The sequence below is a fragment of the Serratia sp. PL7 genome, assembly GCF_945957435.1.
Map to the genome: position 1 here is coordinate 1 of NZ_CAMFLB010000009.1, position 23,851 is coordinate 23,851.

The 23,851-nt window shown below is 59.6% G+C and carries 23 protein-coding genes; 3 read left to right on the top strand and 20 right to left on the bottom strand.

What is annotated here, in order from left to right:
• Positions 1-39 precede the first annotated feature (39 nt).
• The 5 genes from hemG to N6G83_RS29180 all read right to left on the bottom strand — a co-directional run bounded on the left by hemG (position 40) and on the right by N6G83_RS29180 (position 5,336).
• Complete coding sequence (gene hemG, locus N6G83_RS29160) at positions 40-573, bottom strand: menaquinone-dependent protoporphyrinogen IX dehydrogenase (RefSeq protein ID WP_043137471.1); 534 nt, start codon at positions 571-573, stop codon at positions 40-42.
• A gap of 21 nt (positions 574-594) precedes the next feature.
• Positions 595-2,046 (bottom strand): Trk system potassium transporter TrkH, encoded by a 1,452-nt coding sequence (trkH, locus tag N6G83_RS29165; protein ID WP_025304932.1) that lies wholly within the window; start codon positions 2,044-2,046, stop codon positions 595-597.
• Positions 2,047-2,081: 35 nt separating this feature from the next.
• Positions 2,082-2,696: an IMPACT family protein gene (locus N6G83_RS29170; RefSeq protein ID WP_016929437.1), complete on the bottom strand. Its 615-nt coding sequence runs from the start codon at positions 2,694-2,696 to the stop codon at positions 2,082-2,084.
• Positions 2,696-4,027, bottom strand: coding sequence for a Xaa-Pro dipeptidase (pepQ, locus tag N6G83_RS29175; RefSeq protein ID WP_043137478.1), 1,332 nt, complete (start codon positions 4,025-4,027; stop codon positions 2,696-2,698). Before pepQ ends, N6G83_RS29170 begins: the two co-directional genes overlap by 1 nt.
• A 112-nt stretch (positions 4,028-4,139) precedes the next feature.
• Positions 4,140-5,336 carry an MFS transporter gene (locus N6G83_RS29180; RefSeq protein ID WP_260515952.1) on the bottom strand — a complete coding sequence of 399 codons (1,197 nt, stop codon included), beginning with the start codon at positions 5,334-5,336 and terminating at the stop codon, positions 4,140-4,142.
• Between the two features lie 233 nt (positions 5,337-5,569).
• On the opposite strand from N6G83_RS29180, the gene fadB reads away from it, so the two are divergent.
• Together fadB and fadA are read left to right on the top strand one after the other, a co-directional pair.
• Positions 5,570-7,759, top strand: a complete 2,190-nt coding sequence (gene fadB, locus N6G83_RS29185; protein ID WP_260515953.1) for a fatty acid oxidation complex subunit alpha FadB — start codon at positions 5,570-5,572, stop codon at positions 7,757-7,759.
• A 10-nt stretch (positions 7,760-7,769) separates the two neighbouring features.
• Positions 7,770-8,933, top strand: coding sequence for an acetyl-CoA C-acyltransferase FadA (gene fadA / locus N6G83_RS29190; RefSeq protein WP_025304928.1), 1,164 nt, complete (start codon positions 7,770-7,772; stop codon positions 8,931-8,933).
• 172 nt (positions 8,934-9,105) lie between these two features.
• Here the strand turns inward: fadA and fre are convergent, their stop codons facing one another.
• The 3 genes from fre to pepE form a co-directional block, all read right to left on the bottom strand.
• A complete protein-coding gene (fre, locus tag N6G83_RS29195; protein ID WP_025304927.1) occupies positions 9,106-9,807 on the bottom strand; it encodes an NAD(P)H-flavin reductase in 702 nt (233 codons plus the stop codon).
• A gap of 50 nt (positions 9,808-9,857) precedes the next feature.
• Positions 9,858-11,354, bottom strand: coding sequence for a 4-hydroxy-3-polyprenylbenzoate decarboxylase (ubiD, locus tag N6G83_RS29200; RefSeq protein ID WP_260515954.1), 1,497 nt, complete (start codon positions 11,352-11,354; stop codon positions 9,858-9,860).
• 86 nt (positions 11,355-11,440) lie between these two features.
• Positions 11,441-12,166: a dipeptidase PepE gene (gene pepE, locus N6G83_RS29205; RefSeq protein ID WP_260515955.1), complete on the bottom strand. Its 726-nt coding sequence runs from the start codon at positions 12,164-12,166 to the stop codon at positions 11,441-11,443.
• Between the two features lie 246 nt (positions 12,167-12,412).
• Here pepE and rfaH point away from each other — a divergent pair, with 246 nt between their 5' ends.
• Positions 12,413-12,901, top strand: a complete 489-nt coding sequence (gene rfaH, locus N6G83_RS29210; protein ID WP_025304924.1) for a transcription/translation regulatory transformer protein RfaH — start codon at positions 12,413-12,415, stop codon at positions 12,899-12,901.
• Positions 12,902-12,946: 45 nt separating this feature from the next.
• On the opposite strand, the gene hemB is transcribed toward rfaH, so the two are convergent.
• The 12 genes from hemB to udp form a co-directional block, all read right to left on the bottom strand.
• Complete coding sequence (gene hemB / locus N6G83_RS29215) at positions 12,947-13,969, bottom strand: porphobilinogen synthase (RefSeq protein WP_025304923.1); 1,023 nt, start codon at positions 13,967-13,969, stop codon at positions 12,947-12,949.
• 14 nt (positions 13,970-13,983) lie between these two features.
• Positions 13,984-14,766, bottom strand: coding sequence for a 3'-5' ssDNA/RNA exonuclease TatD (tatD, locus tag N6G83_RS29220; RefSeq protein WP_141997036.1), 783 nt, complete (start codon positions 14,764-14,766; stop codon positions 13,984-13,986).
• Between the two features lie 53 nt (positions 14,767-14,819).
• On the bottom strand, positions 14,820-15,590 hold the full coding sequence (gene tatC / locus N6G83_RS29225) for a Sec-independent protein translocase subunit TatC (protein WP_004934456.1): 771 nt from the start codon (positions 15,588-15,590) through the stop codon (positions 14,820-14,822).
• Positions 15,591-15,593: 3 nt separating this feature from the next.
• Positions 15,594-16,139: a Sec-independent protein translocase protein TatB gene (gene tatB / locus N6G83_RS29230; protein ID WP_025304921.1), complete on the bottom strand. Its 546-nt coding sequence runs from the start codon at positions 16,137-16,139 to the stop codon at positions 15,594-15,596.
• Positions 16,140-16,142: 3 nt separating this feature from the next.
• A complete protein-coding gene (tatA, locus tag N6G83_RS29235; protein WP_004934452.1) occupies positions 16,143-16,406 on the bottom strand; it encodes a Sec-independent protein translocase subunit TatA in 264 nt (87 codons plus the stop codon).
• Between the two features lie 80 nt (positions 16,407-16,486).
• Positions 16,487-18,118: a ubiquinone biosynthesis regulatory protein kinase UbiB gene (ubiB, locus tag N6G83_RS29240; RefSeq protein WP_025304920.1), complete on the bottom strand. Its 1,632-nt coding sequence runs from the start codon at positions 18,116-18,118 to the stop codon at positions 16,487-16,489.
• Complete coding sequence (locus N6G83_RS29245; RefSeq protein ID WP_025304919.1) at positions 18,115-18,723, bottom strand: SCP2 domain-containing protein; 609 nt, start codon at positions 18,721-18,723, stop codon at positions 18,115-18,117. Before N6G83_RS29245 ends, ubiB begins: the two co-directional genes overlap by 4 nt.
• A gap of 13 nt (positions 18,724-18,736) precedes the next feature.
• Positions 18,737-19,492 (bottom strand): bifunctional demethylmenaquinone methyltransferase/2-methoxy-6-polyprenyl-1,4-benzoquinol methylase UbiE, encoded by a 756-nt coding sequence (gene ubiE, locus N6G83_RS29250; protein ID WP_025304918.1) that lies wholly within the window; start codon positions 19,490-19,492, stop codon positions 18,737-18,739.
• A 78-nt stretch (positions 19,493-19,570) separates the two neighbouring features.
• The gene (gene rmuC, locus N6G83_RS29255; RefSeq protein WP_049209369.1) at positions 19,571-21,118 is read right to left on the bottom strand and encodes a DNA recombination protein RmuC; all 1,548 of its coding nucleotides are present in this window, start codon (positions 21,116-21,118) and stop codon (positions 19,571-19,573) included.
• Between the two features lie 140 nt (positions 21,119-21,258).
• A complete protein-coding gene (locus N6G83_RS29260) occupies positions 21,259-21,789 on the bottom strand; it encodes a DedA family protein (protein WP_004934438.1) in 531 nt (176 codons plus the stop codon).
• Positions 21,790-21,868: 79 nt separating this feature from the next.
• On the bottom strand, positions 21,869-22,651 hold the full coding sequence (locus N6G83_RS29265) for a tyrosine-protein phosphatase (RefSeq protein ID WP_025304916.1): 783 nt from the start codon (positions 22,649-22,651) through the stop codon (positions 21,869-21,871).
• A gap of 294 nt (positions 22,652-22,945) precedes the next feature.
• Complete coding sequence (gene udp, locus N6G83_RS29270; RefSeq protein WP_004934432.1) at positions 22,946-23,707, bottom strand: uridine phosphorylase; 762 nt, start codon at positions 23,705-23,707, stop codon at positions 22,946-22,948.
• Positions 23,708-23,851: the final 144 nt, after the last annotated feature.

Below are 23,851 nucleotides of genomic sequence, written 5' to 3' on the forward strand. Positions count from 1 at the left end.
GATTTTTTCGGCAAAACGCTGGCCAAACCCGCGTTTTTGTCACTTTTCGTACTGGATCTGGCTAAATTCCTGGGCAAAGCGGTCGACCTGTTGCCAATCTGTGTACTCCACTTCTTTACTGGTATCCGTTTCACCGCCCGTCATACGCATAATGAATTGAATCATGATGCGATCGAACCAGCGATAGCGCGGATAACGCAATGCGCCGGCAAACACCGCGCACTGTTTTGGCTGCCACGGCGAAGCCAACAGGAACTTGCGGGTATAGGCGTTGGTTTGTGGCGAACGCTTTTCCGGTTTGCGCGCGGTCAGGTTGACGGCAAAGAATGCGCTCGGCATCCGATTCAACTGCTCAGCATGACGCTTGACGAATTTATCCAGCGCCGGGTTAAAGTGCCCGTAACGGATAGAAGCGCCGATCATCACCTGCTGATACTGGTTAAGATCGACCTGTTCTGCCTGCAGCAGATCGATCACCTCACAACGCAGCGTGTCCTGCAACTTGCTTGCTATATAAGAAGCGATAGCACGTGTTTGCCCGTCACGGCTCGAATAAAGTATCAATGCCTTCATGGCCTACTCCTTATATCAGGCTTACTCACGCCAGAAGGTTGGCGTGAACAGCACCAGCAATGTAAACACTTCCAGGCGCCCGAACAGCATCGTCACCACCAGGACCCACTTGGCCGCCGCCGGCATCGTGGTGAAGTTATCCGCCACTACGCCCAGACCGGGGCCGAGGTTATTGAGCGTTGCCGTCACTGCGGCGAACGCGGAAAAGTCGTCAACGCCGGTGGCAATGATCGCCAGCATGCTGACGATAAACACCAGCGCATAAGCAGAGAAGAATCCCCACACCGCCTCCAGAATGCGTTCCGGCAGCGCACGGTTGCCCAATTTGATGGTATAGACCGCGTTGGGGTGCACCAGCCTTTTCAACTCGCGCGAACCTTGCAGGTACAGAAGCAGGATACGGATCACCTTCAGGCCGCCGCCGGTCGAGCCGGCGCAACCGCCGATGAACGCCGAGCACAGCAACAACATCGGCAGGAACAGCGGCCACTTGGCGATGCTGTCGGTCGTGAAACCGGCCGTAGTCGCCATCGATACCACCTGGAAGAACGCCTGATTGAGCGTTTCCATACCGCTCTTATAGACGCCATGTCCCCAGAGCACCAACGTACACACCACCACCAACGTCAACTGAACGAAGATAAACATGCGGAATTCAGGATCGCGCCCATACACCTTCAGGCTGCGGCCGCTCAGCAAAGCGAAGTGCAGGCCGTAGTTACAGCCGGAAATCAGCAGGAACACGGCGATGATGGTGTTGATGGTCGGGCTGGCGTAATAACCGATACTGGCGTCGTGGGTAGAAAAACCGCCGATGGCGATGGTCGAGAAACTGTGGCCGATGGCATCGAACACCGACATCCCAGCCCCCCAGAGCGCCAGCGCACAGGCGACGGTCAGCAACACATAGATTAGCCACAGGGTTTTGGCGGTTTCGGCGATGCGTGGACGCATCTTGTTATCTTTCAGCGGCCCGGGCATTTCCGCCCGATACAGCTGCATGCCGCCGACGCCGAGTATCGGCAGTATCGCCACCGCCAACACGATGATCCCCATGCCGCCCATCCATTGCAGCATTTGGCGATAGAAAAGAATAGCCTTCGGCAGCGAGTCCAACCCCACCAGCGTCGTCGCACCGGTGGTCGTCAATCCCGAGAAGGATTCAAAGAAGGCGTCGGTCAGCGACAAATTGGGCCGTTCCGAAAACAGGAACGGCAATGCCCCCACGCTGCCCAGCACGGTCCAGAACAGCACGACGATCAGGAAGCCTTCACGCGGCTTCAGCTCGTGTTTTTGCTTGCGGTTCGGCCACCACAGCATCAGCCCGATGGTCAGCGCCACGAAGAACGTTTGGCTGAACGCGCGCCCCGCCCCATCGCGATAAATCAATGCCACCAGGCCGGGAATAAACATCGTCCCGGAGAACAGGATGACCAGCAGACCAACGATACGGGTTATGGCGCGAAAATGCATTTCAGCACGATCCTTAGCAATTCAATTGGGAGGAATTATTGCGAAATGGGGGTTAATTGCAAATTACCGCGACTGAGATCACGCAATTTATTCCCAAACAGCTCGACCTCGGTGGCCGGCAACGCCAGATGCAGCACGACGGCGGCACCGTATTCGCCCTGCAGGATCCGACCTGCGGTTTGCTGCAGCAAGTTCTCCACCAGCGCCAACTGCGCATAGTCGCACTGCAAGATATATTCGGCTTCCGGCACCTTTTCTACCAACACCAGCTGCTTCAACGCCTGTTGAACACCGTTGCCATAGGCTTTCACCAGCCCGCCGGTGCCCAACTTGACGCCGCCATAGTAACGAACGACCACGGCGGTCACTTCGCCGATACCGCTGCCCATCAGCTGCGCGAGGATCGGTTTGCCAGCGGTGCCCGACGGTTCTCCATCGTCGGAGAACCCCAGCTGCTGTGAGTCATCGGGGCTACCGGCGACGAAGGCCCAACAATGGTGCCGCGCCGCCGGGTGCTCATCCCGCACCTGCTGAATAAACGCCTTTGCCGCTTCTACCCCGCTGGTTGGCGCCAGCAGGGTGATAAAACGGCTCTTCTTTATTTCTTCGGTAAAGCGGGTTGCTTCCGCCGGTATCGGGTACGGCCGCATCAGGCCAGGTTCAGATCGCGCGTCATGTTCTCGATACGCTTTTCATGGATCACGATGTTGTCTTCGATGCGAATACCGCCATACGGTTTCAGCGCATCGATGCGATCCCAGGCGAAGTGCTGCTTGAACTCACCGCTGCGCCACGGCGCCAACAGAGATTCGATGAAGTACAGACCCGGCTCGATGGTCAACACCATGCCCGGCTGCAACACGCGGGTACAACGCAGGAACGGATACTTGGACGGCGCCGCCAGATGGGTGCCTTGCTCGTCCTGCATAAAGCCTGCGGCGTCGTGCACCTGCAGGCCCAGCGGATGGCCCAACCCGTGCGGCAGGAACGGCGTGGTGATGCCCGTTTCAACCATCGCCTCTTCGCTGAGGCCATTCACCAGTTTGTGATTCTTGAGCAACTTGGCGATGCGCTGGTGCATCTGCACATGGTAGTCGGTATAGCGCACGCCGGTTTTAATGGTGTCGATCAGCGCCAGCTGTTCACTATTGAGATCTTTCACCAGATGAGCGAACTCGCTGCCGCTTTGCGCCGCATAGGTACGCGTCAGATCGGCGGCGTAGCCGTTATATTCCGCCCCGGCGTCGATCAGAAAACTCAGGGACTCGGCCGGCGGCTGATGATCCAGCTTGGTGTAGTGCAGCACCGAAGCGTGCTCGTTCAACGCCACGATGTTGTCGTAAGGCACATCGGTATCGCGGTGGCCGGTCGCCGTCAGGTAGGCCAGATTGATGTCGAATTCGCTCATGCCGGAGAGGAAGGCCTCATGCGCGGCACGATGGCCGGTTACCGCCGTCTTCTGCGCTTCGCGCATGCAGGCCAGCTCATAGCCGGTTTTAATCGAACGGTGGAAATCCAGGTAGTTCAGCACCGCTTTCGGGTTGATGTTCTCAGAAGGGATGCCGAGATCGCGGGCGCGCTGTTGGGCATAACCGATATAGCCGACGCGCTCGCGCTGCGACGGAAGCTGCTGGGCGATGGCGTCGGCGTTGGCCAGCGGCATCAATTCAAGGGATTTGGTCCAGAAACTGTCCGGCAGCGGCTCTACGCTGTGCCAGTAGTCAACCGGGGAGTAGAACCACAGCTTCGGCTTGTTGACGCCATCTATCCACAACCAGCAGTTCGGCACCGACGTCACCGGCACCCAGGCTTTGAAATGCGCGTTCACTTTGAACGGATAGCTATGGTCGTCCAAAAATACCTTTTGCAGTTCCCCGGAGTGAATCAGCAGCGCATCCAACTTGTTGCGCTCCAGCACTTCGCGCGCGCGTTTTTGCAGCTCTGCTAGGTGGTCGTTATACAAAGAAGCCAGCGTTTCCATCACAGTACCCTTATGCCTTAGCACGAAAGAAGTCATCTTAACACAGCGCTCCGACGCTCCAACCTCATCGCGTTGGGCATGCGGAGCAGCTCGCAATTCCCTGCAAATGCCGTTACATCCGCAGCTTAACCATTAACCAGCCGCCCAAACCGAGCAGCGCTATCGCCAGCGCCCACAGGCCATGGTGTTCCAACAACACCGCACCGGCCGCGGCGACGCCCGCCAGACACTGCTGCAGAAAGCCGCACAGCGCCATCGCATAGGCACCGTACTCTTTGGCATCGCTGACCGCCATCGCCATGCTGTTGGGAAACAGCACCGCCTGGCCAAAAATGGTCAGGCAATACAGCGCAATGAACAGCGCCATACCGGAAAGGCCGGCCAGGACGCCGCTCCACCACAGCAGCAGGATCGCCGCCGTCGCCAGCGCCACGATGCCGCTGCCGGCCTGCATCAGTTTTTTCCCGCCGAGACGCGCCACCGTACGGTTCACCGTCAGCGCCCCGCTGAAGTAGGCGACGCCGATCACCAGCCCCAGGGCGCCGAACGCCGTGACGTTGAGACCAAACCCCTGCTGCATGACGAACGGACTCACTTCCTGCAGTGTCACCGTGGTGGCAAAACCCAGCCCACCGACGCAGGCCGGCCAAAAAAATCCCGGCCGCCGCAGGATGGCGAAGTAGGTGGCCGCCATCGCTGGACGTGGCCCACGAGCGCGCCCTGCCTCCAGCGGCAGCGTCGCCATCAGCGCCAGAATGGCCAAACCGGTGGCGCCCATCAAGACGAAGCCCATCTGCCAGTGTGAATATTGGCTGAGCAGGCCGCCGACGAACTGGCCGCCGCCCAGCGCGGTGATAAAAGCGATGGAGAGCACCGACAGCCGTCGCGCCAGCTCGTCACCGCTCCAGTTATCCCGCACGATGATACGCGCGATGATCGCCGCACCGCCGGCACCCACGCCCTGCAGCGCACGCAGCGTCAGCAATTGGGCGCCGTTGCTGCACAGCGCCAACAGCCCGCTGCAGCCAATGAAAAGAAACAAAGACAGCGTCAGGGGCGCGCGGCGGCCAAAGCGATCGGCGGCCGCGCCCCAAAACAGCACCGGCAAGGCGGCGCCGATGACGAAGATTGAAATGGACAGCTCGGTGACACGCCGGCTCATCGCCAGCTCCCGCATCACCGTTGGCAGCGAAGGCAAATACACGGTCGTCGCCATTTGCGCCATAAACACCAACAGACACGCCAGCGCCATGGTTCTGGCGGGAATGCTCCACAAGCCGCTGCGTTTAACACAAGCCGCCTTAGTCATGCGTAACCTCGTCTGAATGTTCATTCGCTGCGAGCAAGTGTATGAGTGCCGACACACTCCAGCAAATGCCGATAGCACATAAAATATAACTTCGTTTCAAATCAAAAAACTAACTTGGCGACATGTGATCCGGCCAGCAAATATGCAATCTCTCATTTGCATATTTTTAACATAAAAACCACACTCCTTTTCATCTGGTCATACCAGATCATACGCTGATTCAGGAGATAGACATGCTCTACCAAGGCGAAACATTACAACTGCACTGGCTCGATAACGGCATCGCCGAGCTGGTGTTCAACGCATCAGGCTCGGTCAACAAGCTGGACACCCGTACCGTCGCCAGCCTGGGTGAAGCGCTCACCGTGCTGGAAAACCAGCCTGAGCTCAAGGGGTTGCTGCTGCGCTCCTCCAAAGCCGCGTTTATCGTCGGCGCCGATATCACCGAATTCCTTTCTCTGTTCGCCGCACCGGCTGAAAAGCTGCACGAGTGGCTGGTATTCGCCAACAACGTCTTTAACCGGCTGGAAGATTTGCCGGTACCGACCATTTCGGCCATTAACGGCTATGCACTCGGCGGCGGTTGCGAATGCATTCTGGCGACCGATTTCCGCGTCGCCTCACCGGACGCGCGCATCGGCCTGCCGGAAACCAAATTGGGCATCATGCCGGGCTTCGGCGGTTCCGTCCGCCTGCCACGCCTGCTGGGTAACGACAGCGCGCTGGAAATCATCGCCGCCGGCAAAGACGTCAGCGCCAAAGACGCGTTGAAAGTCGGCCTGGTGGATGCGGTGGTAGCACCGGAAAAACTGGCCGAAGCGGCGCTGAAAATGCTGCAACAGGCGATCGACGGCAAGCTGGACTGGCGCGCCGCGCGTCAACCTAAGCTGGAGCCGCTGAAGCTCAGCCCGATCGAAGCGGCAATGAGCTTCACCACCGCCAAAGGCATGGTGCTGCAGACCGCCGGTAAACATTACCCGGCACCGATGACCGCGGTGAAAACCATTGAAGCCGCCGCCAAGCTGGGCCGCGATGAGGCACTGAAACTGGAAACCGCCAGCTTCGTGCCGTTGGCACGATCCAACGAAGCGCGTGCGCTGGTCGGCATCTTCCTTAACGATCAGTTCGTGAAAGGCCAGGCGAAAAAGCTGGCCAAGAATGTGGACGCGCCGAAACAGGCGGCGGTGCTGGGCGCCGGCATCATGGGCGGTGGCATCGCCTACCAATCGGCGCTGAAAGGCGTGCCGGTGATCATGAAGGACATCAGCGACAAATCACTGACGCTGGGCATGAACGAAGCGGCCAAGCTGCTCAATAAGCAGCTGGAACGCGGCAAACTGGATGGCCTGAAAATGGCGCAGGTGCTGTCGACCATTCAACCAACGTTGGACTACGCCGGCATCGAGCGCGCGCAGGTGATCGTCGAAGCGGTCGTGGAGAACCCGAAGGTCAAAGCCGCCGTACTGTCGGAAGTGGAAAACCTGATCGGCGAAGAGACCGTTCTGGCGTCGAACACCTCGACCATTCCGATTAATCACCTGGCAAAATCGTTGAAGCGCCCGCAAAACTTCTGCGGCATGCACTTCTTTAACCCGGTACACCGCATGCCGCTGGTTGAAATCATCCGCGGCGAACAAACCAGCGACGAGACCATTGCCAAAGTGGTGGCCTACGCCAGCCGCATGGGCAAAACGCCGATCGTGGTGAACGACTGCCCGGGCTTCTTCGTCAACCGCGTGCTGTTCCCATACTTCGCCGGTTTCAGCCTGCTGCTGCGCGACGGCGCCGACTTCCGTCAGATCGATAAAGTGATGGAAAAACAGTTCGGTTGGCCGATGGGCCCGGCCTACCTGCTCGACGTGGTGGGCATCGACACCGCACACCACGCGCAGGCGGTAATGGCCGCCGGCTTCCCGGAGCGCATGAGCAAAGACTATCGCGATGCCATTGACGTGATGTTCGACAACCAGCGCTTCGGTCAGAAAAACCAGCTGGGCTTCTACCGCTACAGCCAGGACAACAAAGGTAAGCCGCGCAAGGAAAACGACGAGCAGACCGATGCGCTGCTGGCCGAAGTGAGCCAACCGCGCCAGACCATCAGCGACGAAGAGATCGTTGCGCGCATGATGATCCCGATGATCAACGAAGTGGTGCGTTGCCTGGAAGAGAAGATCGTCGCCAGCCCGGCGGAAGCCGATATGGCACTGGTGTACGGCATCGGCTTCCCTCCGTTCCATGGCGGCGCATTCCGCTACCTGGATACGCTCGGCACCGCCAACTACGTTGAGCTGGCCCAGCGTTACGCACACCTCGGCGCCCTGTATCAGGTGCCGACCGGTCTGCGCGCCAAGGCCGAGCGCAATGAAAGCTACTACCCGGTGGCGACACCGCTGTCCGACGTCGCTACCCGCCAACCGGCATGAGGTCATAAAGATGGAAAACGTAGTTATTGTTGATGCCGTACGCACGCCGATGGGCCGCTCCAAGGGCGGCGCCTTCCGCCAGGTGCGCGCCGAAGATCTCTCCGCTCACCTGATGCGTGAAGTGTTGAGCCGTAACCCGGCGCTGGACGCCGCCGAGATCGATGACATTTACTGGGGCTGCGTGCAGCAGACGCTGGAGCAAGGCTTCAACATCGCCCGCAACGCCGCACTGCTGGCCGAAATCCCGCACCGCGTGCCGGCGGTGACCGTCAACCGCCTGTGCGGCTCTTCGATGCAGGCATTGCACGACGCGGCGCGCGCCATCATGGTTGGCGACGCACACGTCAGCCTGATCGGCGGCGTGGAACACATGGGCCATGTGCCGATGAACCACGGCGTGGATTTCCATCCGGGGCTGAGCCGCAGCGTGGCAAAAGCCGCCGGGATGATGGGGCTGACCGCCGAAATGCTGGCCAAGATGCACAACATCAGCCGCCAGATGCAGGATGAGTTTGCTGCCCGCTCCCACCAGCGCGCACATGCAGCGACGCTGGCGGGTTACTTTAAAAACGAGATCATTCCGACCAACGGCCACGACGCCGACGGCGTGCTGACCCGTTACGATTTCGATGAAGTCATTCGCCCGGAAACCACCGTCGAAAGCCTGTCGGCCCTGCGTCCGGCGTTCGATCCGGTCAACGGCACCGTCACCGCTGGCAGTTCTTCCGCCCTGTCGGACGGCGCTTCCGCCATGCTGCTGATGAGCGAGTCGCGCGCCAAAGCGCTCGGTTTGAAGGCCCGCGCCCGCATCCGCTCGATGGCGGTCGTCGGCTGCGATCCTTCCATCATGGGCTACGGCCCGGTGCCGGCCAGCAAGCTGGCGCTGAAACGCGCCGGCCTGAGCGTGCAGGACATCGATCTGTTCGAGCTGAACGAAGCGTTCGCCGCCCAGTCGCTGCCGTGCATCAAAGATCTGGGGCTGATGGACAGTATCGACGACAAGATCAACCTGAACGGCGGCGCCATCGCGCTCGGCCACCCGCTGGGCTGTTCAGGCTCCCGCATCTCGACCACCCTGTTGAACAACATGGAACGTCGCGACGCACAGTTCGGTCTGGCGACCATGTGCATCGGCCTAGGCCAGGGCATCGCCACCGTATTTGAACGCGTTTAGCTGTGTCTATCTTGGGATGACCGCGTCACCACTTCAAATCGCGGCATCCCGCCAAGTTTAGTTGCCGTTCTTCCCGCCTGTCAGGGGCGGGTTTTTTATGCCTGAAGTTTGCCGGCGCCCAAATAAAAACGGGGCGACCCTCGGCCACCCCGTTCACTGCGTATCGCCTCGGTCAGATAAACGAAAACGCGTCGCCAAACATATGCGCTTCCTGCGCGCCGCGTTCGGCGCAGAAACGCTCGCGGGCGATTTTCGCCATCTCGAAACGCCCGGCGATGTAGATGTCGTGCTCCGCCAGCGTACCGAAATCCTGCAGCACCGCGCTGAGCACGGTGCCGCTGCGGCCGCGCCATTCGGCTTCCGGCTGCTCGACCACCGGGATCACCTTCAGATTCGGATGCTGCAACGACAGCGCTTCCAGCTCGCTCAAATCGTACAGGTGCTTCAGCTCACGCCCGCCCCAGTAGATTGAAATGTCGCGATCGGGCTGCTGCTCCAGCGCGGTCAACAAGATTGAACGCGCGTAAGAGAAACCGGTGCCGCCGGCGATCAGCACCAGCGGACGGCTGCCCTCTTCCCGCAGCCAGGCGTCGCCATGCGGCACGTCAACGGTGATCGCCTGCTCTTTCAGGATGCGATCCATCACCGCCATGGCGTACAGATTCAGCTCCGAAGCACCGATATGCAGCTCGATGTACTCTTGCTGCGTCGGGGTTGATGCCAGCGAGAACGGGCGCTTGTCGCGCTCGTCCATCACCACCATCAGATATTGCCCTGCCTTGAAAGAAAACGGCTGCTCGGGCACCAGACGTACCCGATAAACCGTATCGGTAATGGCCTCTACCGAGGTCACTTTACAGCTCAATATTGTCATGCGTTCCCTCTGTCGGGTCATCAATGCAAAGCTGAGAACAGGGCCTGACGCTACAGCGTCGGTTCCCTGTCACTGAAGATTGCGAGCTCATCCCAGATTTCGTCGACGCGCGCACGTACCTTTTCATCCATCTGAATCGGACGGCCCCATTCGCGATCGGTTTCACCCGGCCATTTATTGGTGGCGTCCAGCCCCATCTTCGAACCCAGACCGGAAACCGGCGAGGCGAAGTCCAGATAGTCGATCGGCGTATTCTCCACCAGAACGGTATCCCTTGCCGGATCCATTCGTGTGGTGATCGCCCAAATTACGTCGTTCCAGTCGCGCGCATTGACGTCGTCATCGCAGACGATAACAAATTTGGTGTACATAAACTGCCGCAGGAACGACCAGACGCCCATCATCACGAGTTTCGCATGGCCGGCGTACTGTTTTTTCATGGTCACTACCGCCAGGCGGTACGAGCACCCTTCCGGTGGCAGATAGAAATCGACGATTTCCGGGAACTGTTTTTGCAGGATCGGCACGAACACTTCATTCAGCGCCACGCCCAGGATCGCCGGCTCATCCGGCGGGCGGCCGGTATAGGTCGAGTGGTAGATCGCGTTGCGACGCTGGGTGATGTGCGTGATGGTAAATACCGGGAACTGGTCGATTTCATTGTAGTAACCGGTGTGGTCGCCGTAGGGGCCTTCCGGCGCCATTTCACCCGGCTCGATATAGCCTTCCAGCACGATTTCGGCGCTGGCTGGCACTTCCAGATCGTTGGAAAGACACTTGACCACTTCGGTTTTATTGCCGCGCAGCAGCCCGGCAAAGGCATATTCAGACAGGGTATCCGGCACCGGCGTGACCGCACCGAGGATAGTGGCGGGATCGGCGCCCAGCGCCACCGCAACCGGGAAACGCTCGCCGGGGTGCGCCTGGCACCACTCCTGATAATCCAGCGCGCCGCCGCGATGCGACAGCCAGCGCATGATCACTTTATTCTTGCCCAGCACCTGCTGACGATAGATGCCGAGGTTTTGCCGTTCCTTATGCGGGCCACGGGTCACCGTCAGCCCCCAGGTGATCAGCGGCGCGGCGTCTTCCGGCCAGCAGTGCATCACCGGAATACGGCCCAGATCGACATCCTCACCCTGCCATACCTGCTCCTGACAAGGCGCGGACCCCAGCACCTTGGTCGGCATGTTCAGCACTTGCTTGAACTTCGGCATTTTGTCGAACAGATCGCGGAAGCCTTTCGGTGGCTCCGGTTCTTTGAGAAACGCCAGCAGTTTGCCGACTTCGCGCAGCGCGCTGATGTCTTCCTGCCCCATGCCCATCGCCACGCGATTGGCGGTGCCGAACAGGTTGCACAGCACCGGCATGTCGTACCCTTTCGGGTTTTCAAACAGCAATGCCGGGCCGCCTGCCCGCAGGGTGCGATCGGCAATCTCCGTCATTTCCAGGTAAGGATCGATCGGCTGGCTGATGCGTTTTAGTTCCCCTCTCTTCTCCAGCAACGAGAGGAAATCGCGTAAGTCACGGTATTTCATGCTGATCATTATAACGGCCTGTGGGGAGGGCATTATAAGCCCTCTTCACGGTTGTTGCTGCAATTTTGTTAACGCCGCCCGCTGCCGGGTGGCTCTCAGCCGCAGTTGAACGGCACCAGCGCAGCCAGCGCGCGCGTATCCTGATATTCGCGCGTCTCCTCGCCATGGCGGAACACCTTGAAGCCCTGCCCATTAGCGCTGAAGTAACGCAGCGCATTGCCTTCAACATGCAGCAGGCTGCCTTCCCGCAGCGCCACCACCGATTCGCTCGGGTTGATCGCGCAGAACTCCGCCAGGCGCTCGTCACGGGTTTCGCCCATGTGGCCGCTGATGTGCGCGTCGATGTAATGCGGGTTGATCTGTACCGGGAACAGCCCCAGCGCCGACAGCACCACGCTGCAGCGCACCGGCATGTCATTGGTGGTGCGAATGCTCGGCGTGGCCACATTGCAACCGGCGCTCCAGCCGACGTAAGGCACTTCACGCTCGCGCACCGCGCGCTGGATAGGCACGATCAGGCCTTGCTCGTGCAGCATTTGGTTCAGCAACCAGGTATTGCCGCCGCTGACCAAAATGCATTCCGCCTGCGCGATCGCCGCCGCCGGTGAAGCGGTGTGGTGGATGCTGGTGACTTCGATGCCCAGCGTTTGCGCCAGTTCCTGCGCACGCTGGTCGTAGTCGTAACGGATCAGGGCGTAAGGGATAAAGACGGCGGATTTGATGCCACGACGCGCAATCATCGCCAGCAGTTGGCTTTTAGCGTACCCCAGCAGCTCGGCTTCACCAGACAGCTTGCCGTTGCTCAACAGAAACAGCTCCATTTCTTTCTCCCTCGGTCGAAAACGATGAATAGCGTCACAGCCGGTAGCGCAACGCCTTGCCATACTGTGACGGTAACAAATTTTTAGCCCTCTGTTATACCAGCGCCGTATCGATAAGTGTGTGACCCCTCGCTAATAGCCGCAGATTCATAGAGATAGGTGATGTTACACGCTGAAACTTGCATCACTATGTATCCGGAATAGCTTTTGATATGCTTACCGGCTGGCAGAAAGGCATGTGAAACTATGGAATCCTGGTATCTACTTTATTGCAAACGCGGTCAGCTGTTGCGAGCGCAGGAACATCTGGAGCGGCAGCAGGTAAACTGCCTCAGCCCGATCATCACGCTGGAAAAGATCGTGCGTGGTAAGCGCATCGCGGTCAGCGAACCCCTGTTTCCCAACTATCTGTTTGTGGAGTTCGACCCGGAGCGCATTCACACCACCACCATCAGCGCTACCCGTGGCGTCAGCCACTTCGTGCGTTTCGGCACGTTGCCGAGCGTCATCCCGAGCAAGGTGATCGATGAACTGCGCACGCACGCCTGCGAAACCTATGTCGATCCGGAAACCCCACAGCCGGGGGATACTGTTCTGATCGTCGACGGCGTGTTCGAAGGGCTGCAGGCGATCTACACCGAGCCGGACGGCGAGGCGCGTTCCATGTTGTTGCTGAACCTGATCAACAAGCAGGTCAGTCAAAGCATCGACAACCGACAGTTCCAGAAGATGTAATGCAAAAGGCGCCCTCAGGCGCCTTTTTGTTGGCTCATGTTCCGCTTAGCGGCGCATCGCGTCGTCGTGCAGCCACTGGGCGACACGCTTGGCGAAGTAGGTCAGCACGCCGTCGGCGCCGGCGCGTTTGAAGCACATCAACGACTCCATCACCGCAGGTTGCTCCTGCAGCCAGCCGTTCTGAATCGCCGCCATGTGCATGGCGTACTCGCCGGACACTTGATAAGCGAAAGTCGGCACACCGAAGGTATCCTTCACGCGGCGCACCACGTCCAGGTAAGGCATGCCCGGTTTCACCATCACCATGTCCGCACCTTCCTGCAGATCCTGCGCAATCTCCTGCAGCGCTTCGTCACTGTTGGCCGGATCCATCTGATAGGTTTTTTTGTTGCCGCCCTTCAGGTTGCCGCTGGAACCCAGCGCATCGCGGAACGGACCGTAGTAGCAGGAAGCATACTTGGCGGAGTAGGCCATAATCTGGGTATTCACCAAACCCTGCAGTTCCAGACGATCGCGGATCGCCCCGATACGGCCGTCCATCATGTCGCTCGGCGCCACGATTTCTGCGCCTGCTTCGGCATGAGACAGCGCCTGACGCACCAGAATGTCTTTGGTCACGTCGTTAATCACGTAGCCCTGCTCATCGATCACTCCGTCCTGCCCGTGGGTGGTGTAGGGATCGAGCGCGACGTCGGTCAGAATGCCCAGCTCAGGCACCGCGTCTTTCAGCGCGCGCACCGTGCGCTGTACCAGCCCTTCTGGGTTATAGGCTTCTTCCGCATGCAGCGATTTCAGACCCGGTTCGATCACCGGGAACAGGGAGATTACCGGCACGCCGAGTTTGGCGATGGTTTCCGCTTCCTTAATCAGCAGATCGATCGTCATGCGCGATACGCCCGGCATCGAGGCCACTTCTTCCTGGCGGTTACTGCCTTCCATGACAAACACCGGATAAATCAGGTCATTGACCGTCAGTTGGTTCTCGGCGACCAGGCGGCGGCTGAAGTCATGACGGCGCACGCGGCGCATACGACGACCAGGGAAGGTACCCGGAAATGCATAGCTCATAGTTTTCTCCTAGCTCAAACCAGCCGGAATAGCCGGCGGGCGTTCTCATCGGTTTTTTGCCCCAGCCATTGCGGCTCTTCCTGTCGCCAGACGGCGACCTGATGCACGATATGGGGCAGGAAACAGGGTTCGTTGCGGCGAGATGCGGGTTTAGGCTGTAAATCCCGGGGCAACAGATAAGGGGCGTCCGTTTCCAGCAGCAGACGCTCGGCCGGGATCTGCGGCAACAGGGCACGCAACTCCAGGCCGCGCCGCTCGTCGCAGACCCAACCGGTAATCCCGATCGACAGGCCTAGCGACAGGCAGCTTGCTAATTCTTCGGCGGTGCCGGTGAAGCAGTGCACCACGGCCGCGGGCAGTTTATCCAACCACGGCGTCAGTAGCTCGGCAAAACGTGCGTGTGCGTCGCGGCAATGAAGAAACACCGGCAGTGCCAACTCCGCCGCCAGCGCCAGCTGCGCAGTGAACGCCGCTTCCTGCTGCGCGGGCGTCGAGAAGTTGCGGTTGAAATCCAGACCGCATTCACCGATCGCCACCACTTCTGGGCCGGCGGCCAGGGCATAAATCTGCTCGGCGCTGTGTACATCCCAGCTGCTGGCGTTATGCGGATGCACACCGGCGGTGGACCAGCAATAGCCCGCATGCTGCTGCGCCAGTTTGGCGGCCTCGCGGCTCTCAGGCAGATCGGTGCCGGTAATCAACATCCCGGTAACGCCCGCCGCGCGAGCGCACTCCACCACGGTCTCGCGGTCTTTGGCGAATTGGCTGCTGGTGAGGTTAACGCCGATATCAAACATGGTTTTTTCCAAAGCAAAAGCCGCCCAATGGGCGGCTTAGCAATCAAGATGGATCAGGGGGCTGGGGGTTCGTCACCCTCGTCTTCTTCTTCCGCCTGTGGACGACGTTTTCCGGTATAGAAGCGAGCGAAGAACACCCCCACTTCAAACAGCAGATACATCGGTATCGCCAACAGGGTTTGCGAGAACACGTCCGGCGGCGTCAACAACATGCCGACCACAAACGCGCCAACCAACACATACGGCCGTTTCTTCTTCAGATCTTCCGGTGAGGTGACGCCACTCCAGCACAGCAGAATGATGGCGACCGGCACTTCGAAAGCGACGCCAAACGCCATAAACAGCGCCATGACGAAATCGAGGTAGTTTTTGATATCGGTCGCAATGGTCACCCCCATTGGCGCGGTCTTGGCGAAGAAACCGAAGGCCAGCGGGAACACAATGAAGTAGGCGAAAGCCATGCCGAGGTAGAACAACAGGCTGCTGGACACCAGCAGCGGCATCATCAGGCGGCGTTCATGCTTGTACAGCGCCGGCGCGATGAATGCCCACACCTGATACAGGATCATCGGCGCAGAGACGAACACCGAGACGATCATGGTCAGCTTGATCGGCGTAAAGAACGGCGACGCCACGTCGGTAGCGATCATGCTCGCCCCGGCCGGCAGCTGCTTGAGCAGCGGCGCAGAGACCAGCTGGTAGATGTCGTTGGCGAAAAACACCAGCACCACGAACACCGCCAGCACGCAAATAATCGAGTTAAGCAGCCGCTTGCGCAGCTCTATCAGGTGACTGATAAGGGGTTGGGTATCTTCAACAGCCATGTATTAACGATCGCCACTAGGTTGGTGAGACGCTGGGGTTTTATCCGCAACAGGTTCGACAGGAGCAGGCACGGTTTCCACCGGCGCTTTAGCCGGTTGCGCCGCCACGACGGCTTCAGGTTCCACTGCCGGTTTTGGCACCGCGGCGGGCGCGCTGGCGCTGGTTGCCGCTTCCGCCGGCGTCACGCCGTCGTGCAAAGCTTCCGGATCGATGGCCTGCGGGTTATGAATGGTGTTCGCCAGCTCTTCTTTCTCGCCCCGGTAGGTGCGTTTCAAAGATTCCGTCGCGTCTTTCAGCTCATCCATCGACGCCTTCAACTCCGGTGTCAGGTTCTGCAGGCCGGCCTGTTCGGCTTTTTTCAGGCTGTCCTGCAGTTCCTGCAGCTTCAGCTCCTGAGACAGTTCGTGCTGCACCGAGGCCGCCAGCGAGCGCAGCGCGCGGATCCAGCCCGATACCGTTCTGACCGCAACCGGCAAGCGTTCCGGCCCCAGAACAACCAGGCCGATCACCAGCACCAGCAGCAGCTCACTAAACCCAATGTCAAACACGGTTTATACCTGCTCTTTGTTCTTCGACTCTTCCGGTTTCACTTCCGGCTGCTTATCGGTAATAGGCTTGGCCGAGAAGTCAGCATCATCCAGGCTGCTTTTTTCAGCCGTATTGGGGGTCGACGGCGTATCGTCGCCGATCGCTTTTTTGAAGCCCTTGATCGAGGCGCCGAGATCGGAGCCCAGCGTGCGCAGTTTTTTGGTACCGAACAGCAGCACCACGATCACTGCGATGATCAACAATTGCGTAATACTAATACCGCCCATTTTAATTACCTCTAATTTTAAAGGGTCTTTTAAAGCCAGCCCGCATTATAGAGCCGACTTTACCAGAGTAACGAATTAAATCAGGTGGTTCGCTTCCAGCCAATCACCCAGCATACGATGCCGGCGGCCATCATCCAGGCGGGAAACACCTCGATTTGCCCCAGCAGCAACAGCGTGCCGCTTACCAACAGTGTAGCGCCAACGCCGAACAAATAACGTGACTGCCCCTGACGAACCCGCTGAGCCTGCATCTGGTTGGTCAGCTTATCAACGCTTTGTTGCAACAGTTTATGCTGCTGCAGGCTGTCGTAAAACAGCTCGGGCAGTTCGGGCAGTTTCTCCGCCCAGAACGGCGCTTTCTCTTTCAACGCACGCACCACGGCGGGAATGCCGACCTGATCGCGCAGCCAGCTCTCGAGGAACGGCTTGGCGGTGGTCCACAGATCCAGCTGCGGGTAGAGCTGACGTCCCAGTCCTTCAACATACAGCAAGGTCTTCTGCAATAACACCAGCTGTGGCTGCACTTCCATATTGAAGCGGCGCGCGGTGTTAAACAGATTCAGCAGCACGTTGCCGAAGGAAATCTCCGCCAGCGGCTTCTCGAAAATCGGTTCGCACACGGTGCGGATAGCAAACTCGAAATCTTCCACGTTGGTGTCACGCGGCACCCAACCGGAGTCGACGTGCAGTTCCGCCACCTTGCGGTAATCGCGGTTGAAGAAGGCGATGAAGTTTTCCGCCAGATAGCGTTTGTCATCCTTGTTCAACGAACCCACGATGCCGCAGTCGATGCCGATGTAGCAGGGATCTTCCGGATGTTCGTAGCTGACGAAAATATTACCGGGATGCATGTCCGCATGGAAGAAGCTGTCGCGGAAGACCTGGGTAAAGAACACCTGAACGCCACGTTCCGCCAACAGTTTCATGTTGGTGCCCTGCTGCTCCAGCGTGGCGATGTCCGAGACCGGAATGCCGTAGATACGCTCCATCACCAACACGCTTTCGCGGCAGTAGTCGGAGTAGACTTCAGGCACGTACAGCATCGGGCTGCCGTCGAAATTGCGACGCAGCTGAATGGCGTTGGCCGCTTCACGCAGCAGATTCAATTCGTCCAGCAGGGTTTTCTCGTACTCGCGTACCACTTCGCGCGGACGCAGGCGGCGGCCGTCCGGCAACAGCTTCGGCACCCAACCGGCCAGCCGGTACATCAAGCGCACATCGGCTTTGATAATCGGCCCGATATCCGGCCGGATCACCTTCAGCACCACTTCCTGGCCGGTGGTTTTCAACCGCGCAGTATGCACCTGCGCGATCGAGGCAGAGGCCAGCGGCTGCTGATCGAAGTCGTCGAACCAGGCTTCCAGCGGGCCGCCCATCGCCAGCTCGATATGCTTGCGCGCCAGCGCACCGTCGAAAGGCGCCACCCGATCCTGCAGCAGCGTCAGCTGATCGGCAATGTGCGGCGGGAACAGATCGCGGCGGGTCGACATCATCTGGCCGAACTTGATCCAGACTGGCCCCAATTCCTGCAGCGCCAGCCGCAGACGTTCGCCCAGCGGTTTGTCCTTGTGCCGATTAGGCATCCAGAACAGCAGCCGGCGGCCGAAGCGCAGCGGCAGCGTCAAACGCATTGTCGGGATCAGCTCGTCCAGCCCATAGCTGAGAAAAACGCGGACGATAAAATACAAACGACGCAGTTCGCCTGGGGTCATCGCTTGCCCTCCAACTTATCCATGCGGGCAATCAGCGCTTCCGCGCCGCGGGCGAGCGCATCCACTTCTTCATTGAACCACACCACTTCCAGCGGCCCCGGCGCCAGACGCCACTCTTCAGTCAGCGCCTCAGCCATGTCTTGCTGCCGACGCATCAATCCGGCCTTGAGTAACGAAGCGCCTTTGCCCAGCGCCTGCGTAATGCCCTGAGCGGCGATATCGCCGATATAAGGCGCCAGCCATTCCGCCGGATCCCACTCCGCCAGATCGAGCAGGCCAACCAGCTGTTGCACCACCTGAATATCGCCTTCCACCGTCAATTCGCCGCTGCGCATCAGCACTGGCAACTGCTGGCGATCGCGCAGCTTCAGTAAGGCGGGAATGCGGCTGCGCACGGTGCAATCGGCACTGTCTTCAGACTGCCCCAGCACATCCACACGCAGTTCGCTGAACACCAGCACCAGCGGTGAAGCCAACTCTTCCAGTTCGATGCGCAGCACCTTGCCCGCCAGGCGTTGGCGAGCGGCTTTCATGCTGCGATCGCGAAACAGCAGGTTATTCAGCGAGGTTTCCAGCGCACCGGTCAGCAGAGGGGTAAACAGCATCGGCATCTCCCTCTCAGAACTTGAAGCCGCGATGCAGGGCGACAATCCCACCGGTCAGGTTGAAATAGGTGACGTTTTCAAAACCGGCGTTGCCCATCATGCCTTTCAGGGTTTCCTGATCGGGGTGCATACGGATCGATTCCGCCAGGTAACGGTAACTGTCCGGATCTTTCACCACCAGCTCGCCGATCTTCGGCAACACATGGAAGGAGTAGGCATCATAAGCCTTGCTCAGCGGAGCCAGCAGCGGCTTGGAGAATTCCAGCACCAACAGGCGCCCGCCCGGCTTCAGCACGCGGAACATCGAGCGCAGCGCTTTGTCTTTGTCGGTCACGTTACGCAGGCCAAAGGAGATGGTGATGCAATCGAAGTAGTTATCTGGGAACGGCAACGCCTCGGCGTTGGCCTGCACGTAATTGATATTGCCGACGATGCCGCGATCGCGCAGCTTCTCCCGCCCCATCTTCAGCATCGAATCGTTGATGTCCGCCAGCACCACCTGCCCCTGCTCGCCGACCATGCGGGAGAACTTGGCCGCCAGGTCGCCGGTACCGCCGGCCAGATCCAGCACGCGCTGCCCACGGCGCACGCCGCTGCAGTCAATGGTGAAACGCTTCCAGATACGGTGGATGCCGAACGACATCAGGTCGTTCATCACGTCATACTTTGCCGCTACCGAATGAAAAACGTCCGCCACCATGGCCTGTTTTTCGTCTCTAGCGACGGTGCGAAAACCGAAATCGGTGGTTTCCTGCGGTTGATCTGCCATTGTCCTGCCTGCTATTCAGTCAATTTTGTGTTGATGAGTGTACCAGAAGCCTGGGGAATACCCCACCTCGCCACGGCCTCAGCCGTGCGAAACGAAGCCCGGCTCCCCGGCGGTATCGTCATCGTCTTTCGTCTGCGGCAGCGCGGCGACATCATCGTCGTTCGCCTCTTCCGCGTCATCGTGTTGCGCGCCGGCTTGCTGCGCCAACAGCGGGTTGATCGGCCGTTTGACCTCAACCCCCAGCGCGCGGAAACCTTCAATTTGGCCGATAAGATTACCACGGCCTTCGCTCAGTTTGTTCATCGCCTGACGATAACTGCCCTGCGCCTTGTCCAGGCTCTGCCCCAGCGCGGACATATCGTCCACGAACAGCCGCATCTTGTCATACAGTTTCGCCGCGCGATCGGCGATGCGCTGGGCATTTTGGCTCTGATGCTCATAACGCCACAGGTTGGTGATGGTACGCAGCGCCACCAGCAGCGTGGTCGGGCTGACCAGCATGATGTTGTGCTTGAGCGCTTCGCTGATCAACTCCGGCTCGCGATCGATAGCCAGCAGGAAGGCGGGCTCGACCGGAATGAACATCAGCACATAGTCCAGCGAGCGCAGCCCCGGCAGTTGCTGATAGTCCTTGCGGCCCAGCATGCGGATGTGGCCGCGCAGCGAGGCGATATGTTCGCTCAGCGCCGCCTCGCGCTCCGCCTCATCCTCGCCGTTGAAATAGCGCTCGTAGGCGATCAGCGACATCTTGGCGTCGATCACCACATCCTTGCCCTGCGGCAGGCGTACGATCACATCGGGCTGCATGCGGCTCTGGTGATCCACCCGCACGTTGACCTGCGTTTCATACTCATGCCCTTCGCGCAGGCCAGAGGCTTCCAGCACCCGGCTCAGCACCACCTCGCCCCAGTTGCCCTGCGTTTTGTTGTCGCCTTTCAGCGCCTTGGTGAGGTTGATCGCCTCGCGCGCCATCTGCGCGTTCAACTGCTGCAGATTGCGTATCTCGTGCGTCAGCGTGTGGCGCTCCCGCGCCTCCTGGCCAAAGCTGTCCTGAACCTGGCGGCGGAAACCGTCCAGCTGTTCGCGCAGCGGCAGCAGTAAACGATCCAGGCTTTGCTTATTTTGCTCGTCCACCTTGCGGCCGCTGTGTTCAAAAATGCGATTGGCGAGATTTTCAAACTGGGTGGTGAGGCGCTGTTCGCTGTTGATCAGCAGGCGTTGCTTCTCCTCCGCCGCCATACGCGTCTCTTCCAGACGGATGGTGACTTCGCGCAGCTCGGCCTCCTGCGCGCTGTTAACCTCGCGCTGGGCGCGCAGCTCCTGATTGAGCAGTTCGCATTCGTTGCGCCAATGGTTGAGCTGTTGCAGCTTCTCATGTCCGGCTGCCAGCTGGCTGTGCAGGTTGCGCAGCTCCAGCTCGCTCTGGCGCAACTGCTGCTCATGACGCTGCAGGGTATCCTGCCGCACGGCCGTTTCCTGCTGCGCCTGCTGCAACGCTTGCTCCAGCAACCGCAGTTCGGTTTCATGTTGCGCATTCGTCTGCTGCACCCGCAGACTGGCGATCAGCCACCCCAACAGCATGCCGATCGCGACGCCGCCAATCCCATAAATCAGACTGGTATCCACCCTGCCTCCTGTTGCACCTTGCCGTTCCGGCGTTTCGCACGCCCATTGCCCGTCACGTTAAGGGGAGGCTGTATGGATGTCCAGCCTGATTTTGCCCGCCGCGCACAATATTGCGCGGCGCTACGCAATTTAGCGAGAAATCAGCCCAGCCACTGGCTGAGCCACTTGATGCCGAATGCCCCCGGCGCCAGAATGCCGAACGCCCAGATCATCGCCGACGTGACGTTGGCCAGTTGGAAATAGCGCTGCGGCATGCCGCAAATGCCGCCCACCAGCGGCACCACGGCGCGCAGCGGGCCGAAAAAGCGGCCGATGAAAATGCCCAGCACGCCCCAGCGCTCAAAGAAGGCATGGCCGCGCGCCAGCAGCTGCGGATTGCGCGACAGCGGCCACATATGGGCCACGCGATCCTGATAGTGATAGCCGATCCAGTAAGAGAGCCAGTCGCCGAAAAACGCCCCGGCGGCGGCGGCGGCCCAAATCGGCCAAAAGGCGATGCCGCTTTCGCCGATCAGCGCGCCCAGCGCCAGCAGGATCACCGTGGCCGGCAGCAGCAGCGACAAAAACGCCAGCGACTCACCGAACGCCAGGAAGAAGATGATGGGAATGGCCCAGCCTTCGTGCTGACGCACGACGTCGCTGACCCAGTTGATAACGTCATTGAGGCTCAATGCAGGGCTCCTGATACGCGATGATTCGCCGCCTAGGATAAGCCGGGGCGAGTTAAACCCCGGCTAAACACGCGGTAATTTACTCGAGGTAAAACGCCTGCAGCGCTTCGCGCTGGGCCGCGCCCAGGCCGTATTCCGCTTCCAGCCAGCGGTCAGTGGAGCCGTATTGCTGACGGATGCAGCCCAGCGCCGTCATCAGGAACTCCTCGCGCGCGCTGAGCACGTAGGCGAATTGCTCCAGCGCCGCCGCATTCAGCTTGATAGACAGCTGATCCAGCATCTGCTCGCGGAAAGTGGCCAGCGTGGTTTCAGTCAGCAGATAGTCTTCCAGCACCGTCGCTTCGTCGGCGCCCAGCGCGAACAGCACCAGCGCCGAACCGACCCCGGTGCGATCCTTGCCGACCGCGCAGTGCTGCACGATCGCGCCGCCGCCAGGGTTGCTCAACAGCTGCGCCAGCCGCTGATAGGCCGCATTGCCGAACGGCAGGCGGCGATACAGCTCCAGCATGAACGCCCGGGCGTCGAAAGCGGCCAGCGTCTCGTTGGTGAGCTTTTCCAGGTTGGCGTTAACTTCGCTGCTCAGCGGGTTAGCCGGCACGTGGTGATAGTCGGCGCCATTCCACAGAATATCCGGTTTGGCCTGCACCTCGTCGGCATCGCGGTAGTCCAGCACGGAACGTACCGGCACTCCAGCGAGGAAAGTACAGTCGCTTTCCGTCAGCCGTTCGAGAGAACCGGAGCGGAACAGCAGGCCGCGTTTGATGCGGCGCCCGTCGGCCACGCCGTTGCCACCGAAGTCGCGGAAATTGATGCCACCGTCGAGCGGCGCAAGCGAAGGATGAAGCAGGATCTGGGCGGTCATAAACGTCCTCGTTGTTTTTGTTATGACAACGCGCGGCAGCCATCGGCGCAGCGCTGAGGAGTATCACCGTAACAGATTCGCCGCGAATGGAAAAACGGGCCGCGTCAGCGGCCCGTTCAGTTCGTTGACAAAGGAGGAAAAAACGCGGTTTTTCCTCCTTTGTGGTCATCAGCCGAAAATCAATGAATTGATTTTCCCTGTTTGTTATCCGCAGCTCTTTGCAAACCCGGCAATGGCATGAGGTTTGTCATCAACCTCAACGGGCCGCGTCAGCGGCCCGTTGAGGGGAGGTGATTACAGCAGACGGCGGGCGGCATCCACTACGATCTGCACCGCTTTGCTTTCCGTGTTTTTCATGGTTTCGGCGTTCGGGATCTCTTGCTGGGTGCGGTTAACGATCACCCCAGCCACCATGCCGGCGCGCAGGCCCTGGCTGGCGCACATGGTCAGCAGCGTGGCGGATTCCATTTCATAGTTCATCACGCCCATCGCCTGCCACTCTTCCATCGAGCCTTTAAAACGGCTGACCACGCGGCCGGAGTAGGTGTCGTAACGTTCCTGGCCCGGGTAGAAAGTATCGGAAGAGGCGGTCACGCCAATGTGGGTGGTCGCGCCGCTGGCTTTGGCCGCTTCCACCAGCGCAGTGGTGCAGGCGAAGTCCGCGACCGCCGGAAACTCCATCGGCGCAAAGTGCAGGCTGGCACCGTCGAGGCGTACCGCCGCCGTAGTTACCAGCACGTCACCGACGTTGATATTGGCCTGAATGGCGCCGGTGGTGCCGATGCGCAGGAAGGTGCGAATGCCCAGCTGCGCCAGCTCTTCCACCGCGATAGAGGTAGACGGGCCGCCGATACCGGTGGAGCAGACGATCACCGCCTTGCCGTCCAGCTCTGCGCGCCAGGTGGTGAATTCACGATGGGAGGCCAGATGCACCGGATTTTCCATCAGCTTGGCAATCTTCTCTACGCGCTGCGGATCGCCCGGCACGATGGCAAGCTGGGCCCCTTGTAAATCGTTCTTGGTGAGGCCGAGATGAAAAACATCAGACTGAGACATACGAGACTCCTCATGGATCATGTTTATTGGGAGGAACAAAAAAGCACTCTACTGAAAATCGCCGCTTAATTTCGTGACGATAGTCACTATGAAAAGAGAAACAAATCACATGCTACATATTTTTTGTGATTTTTATCACGAAAA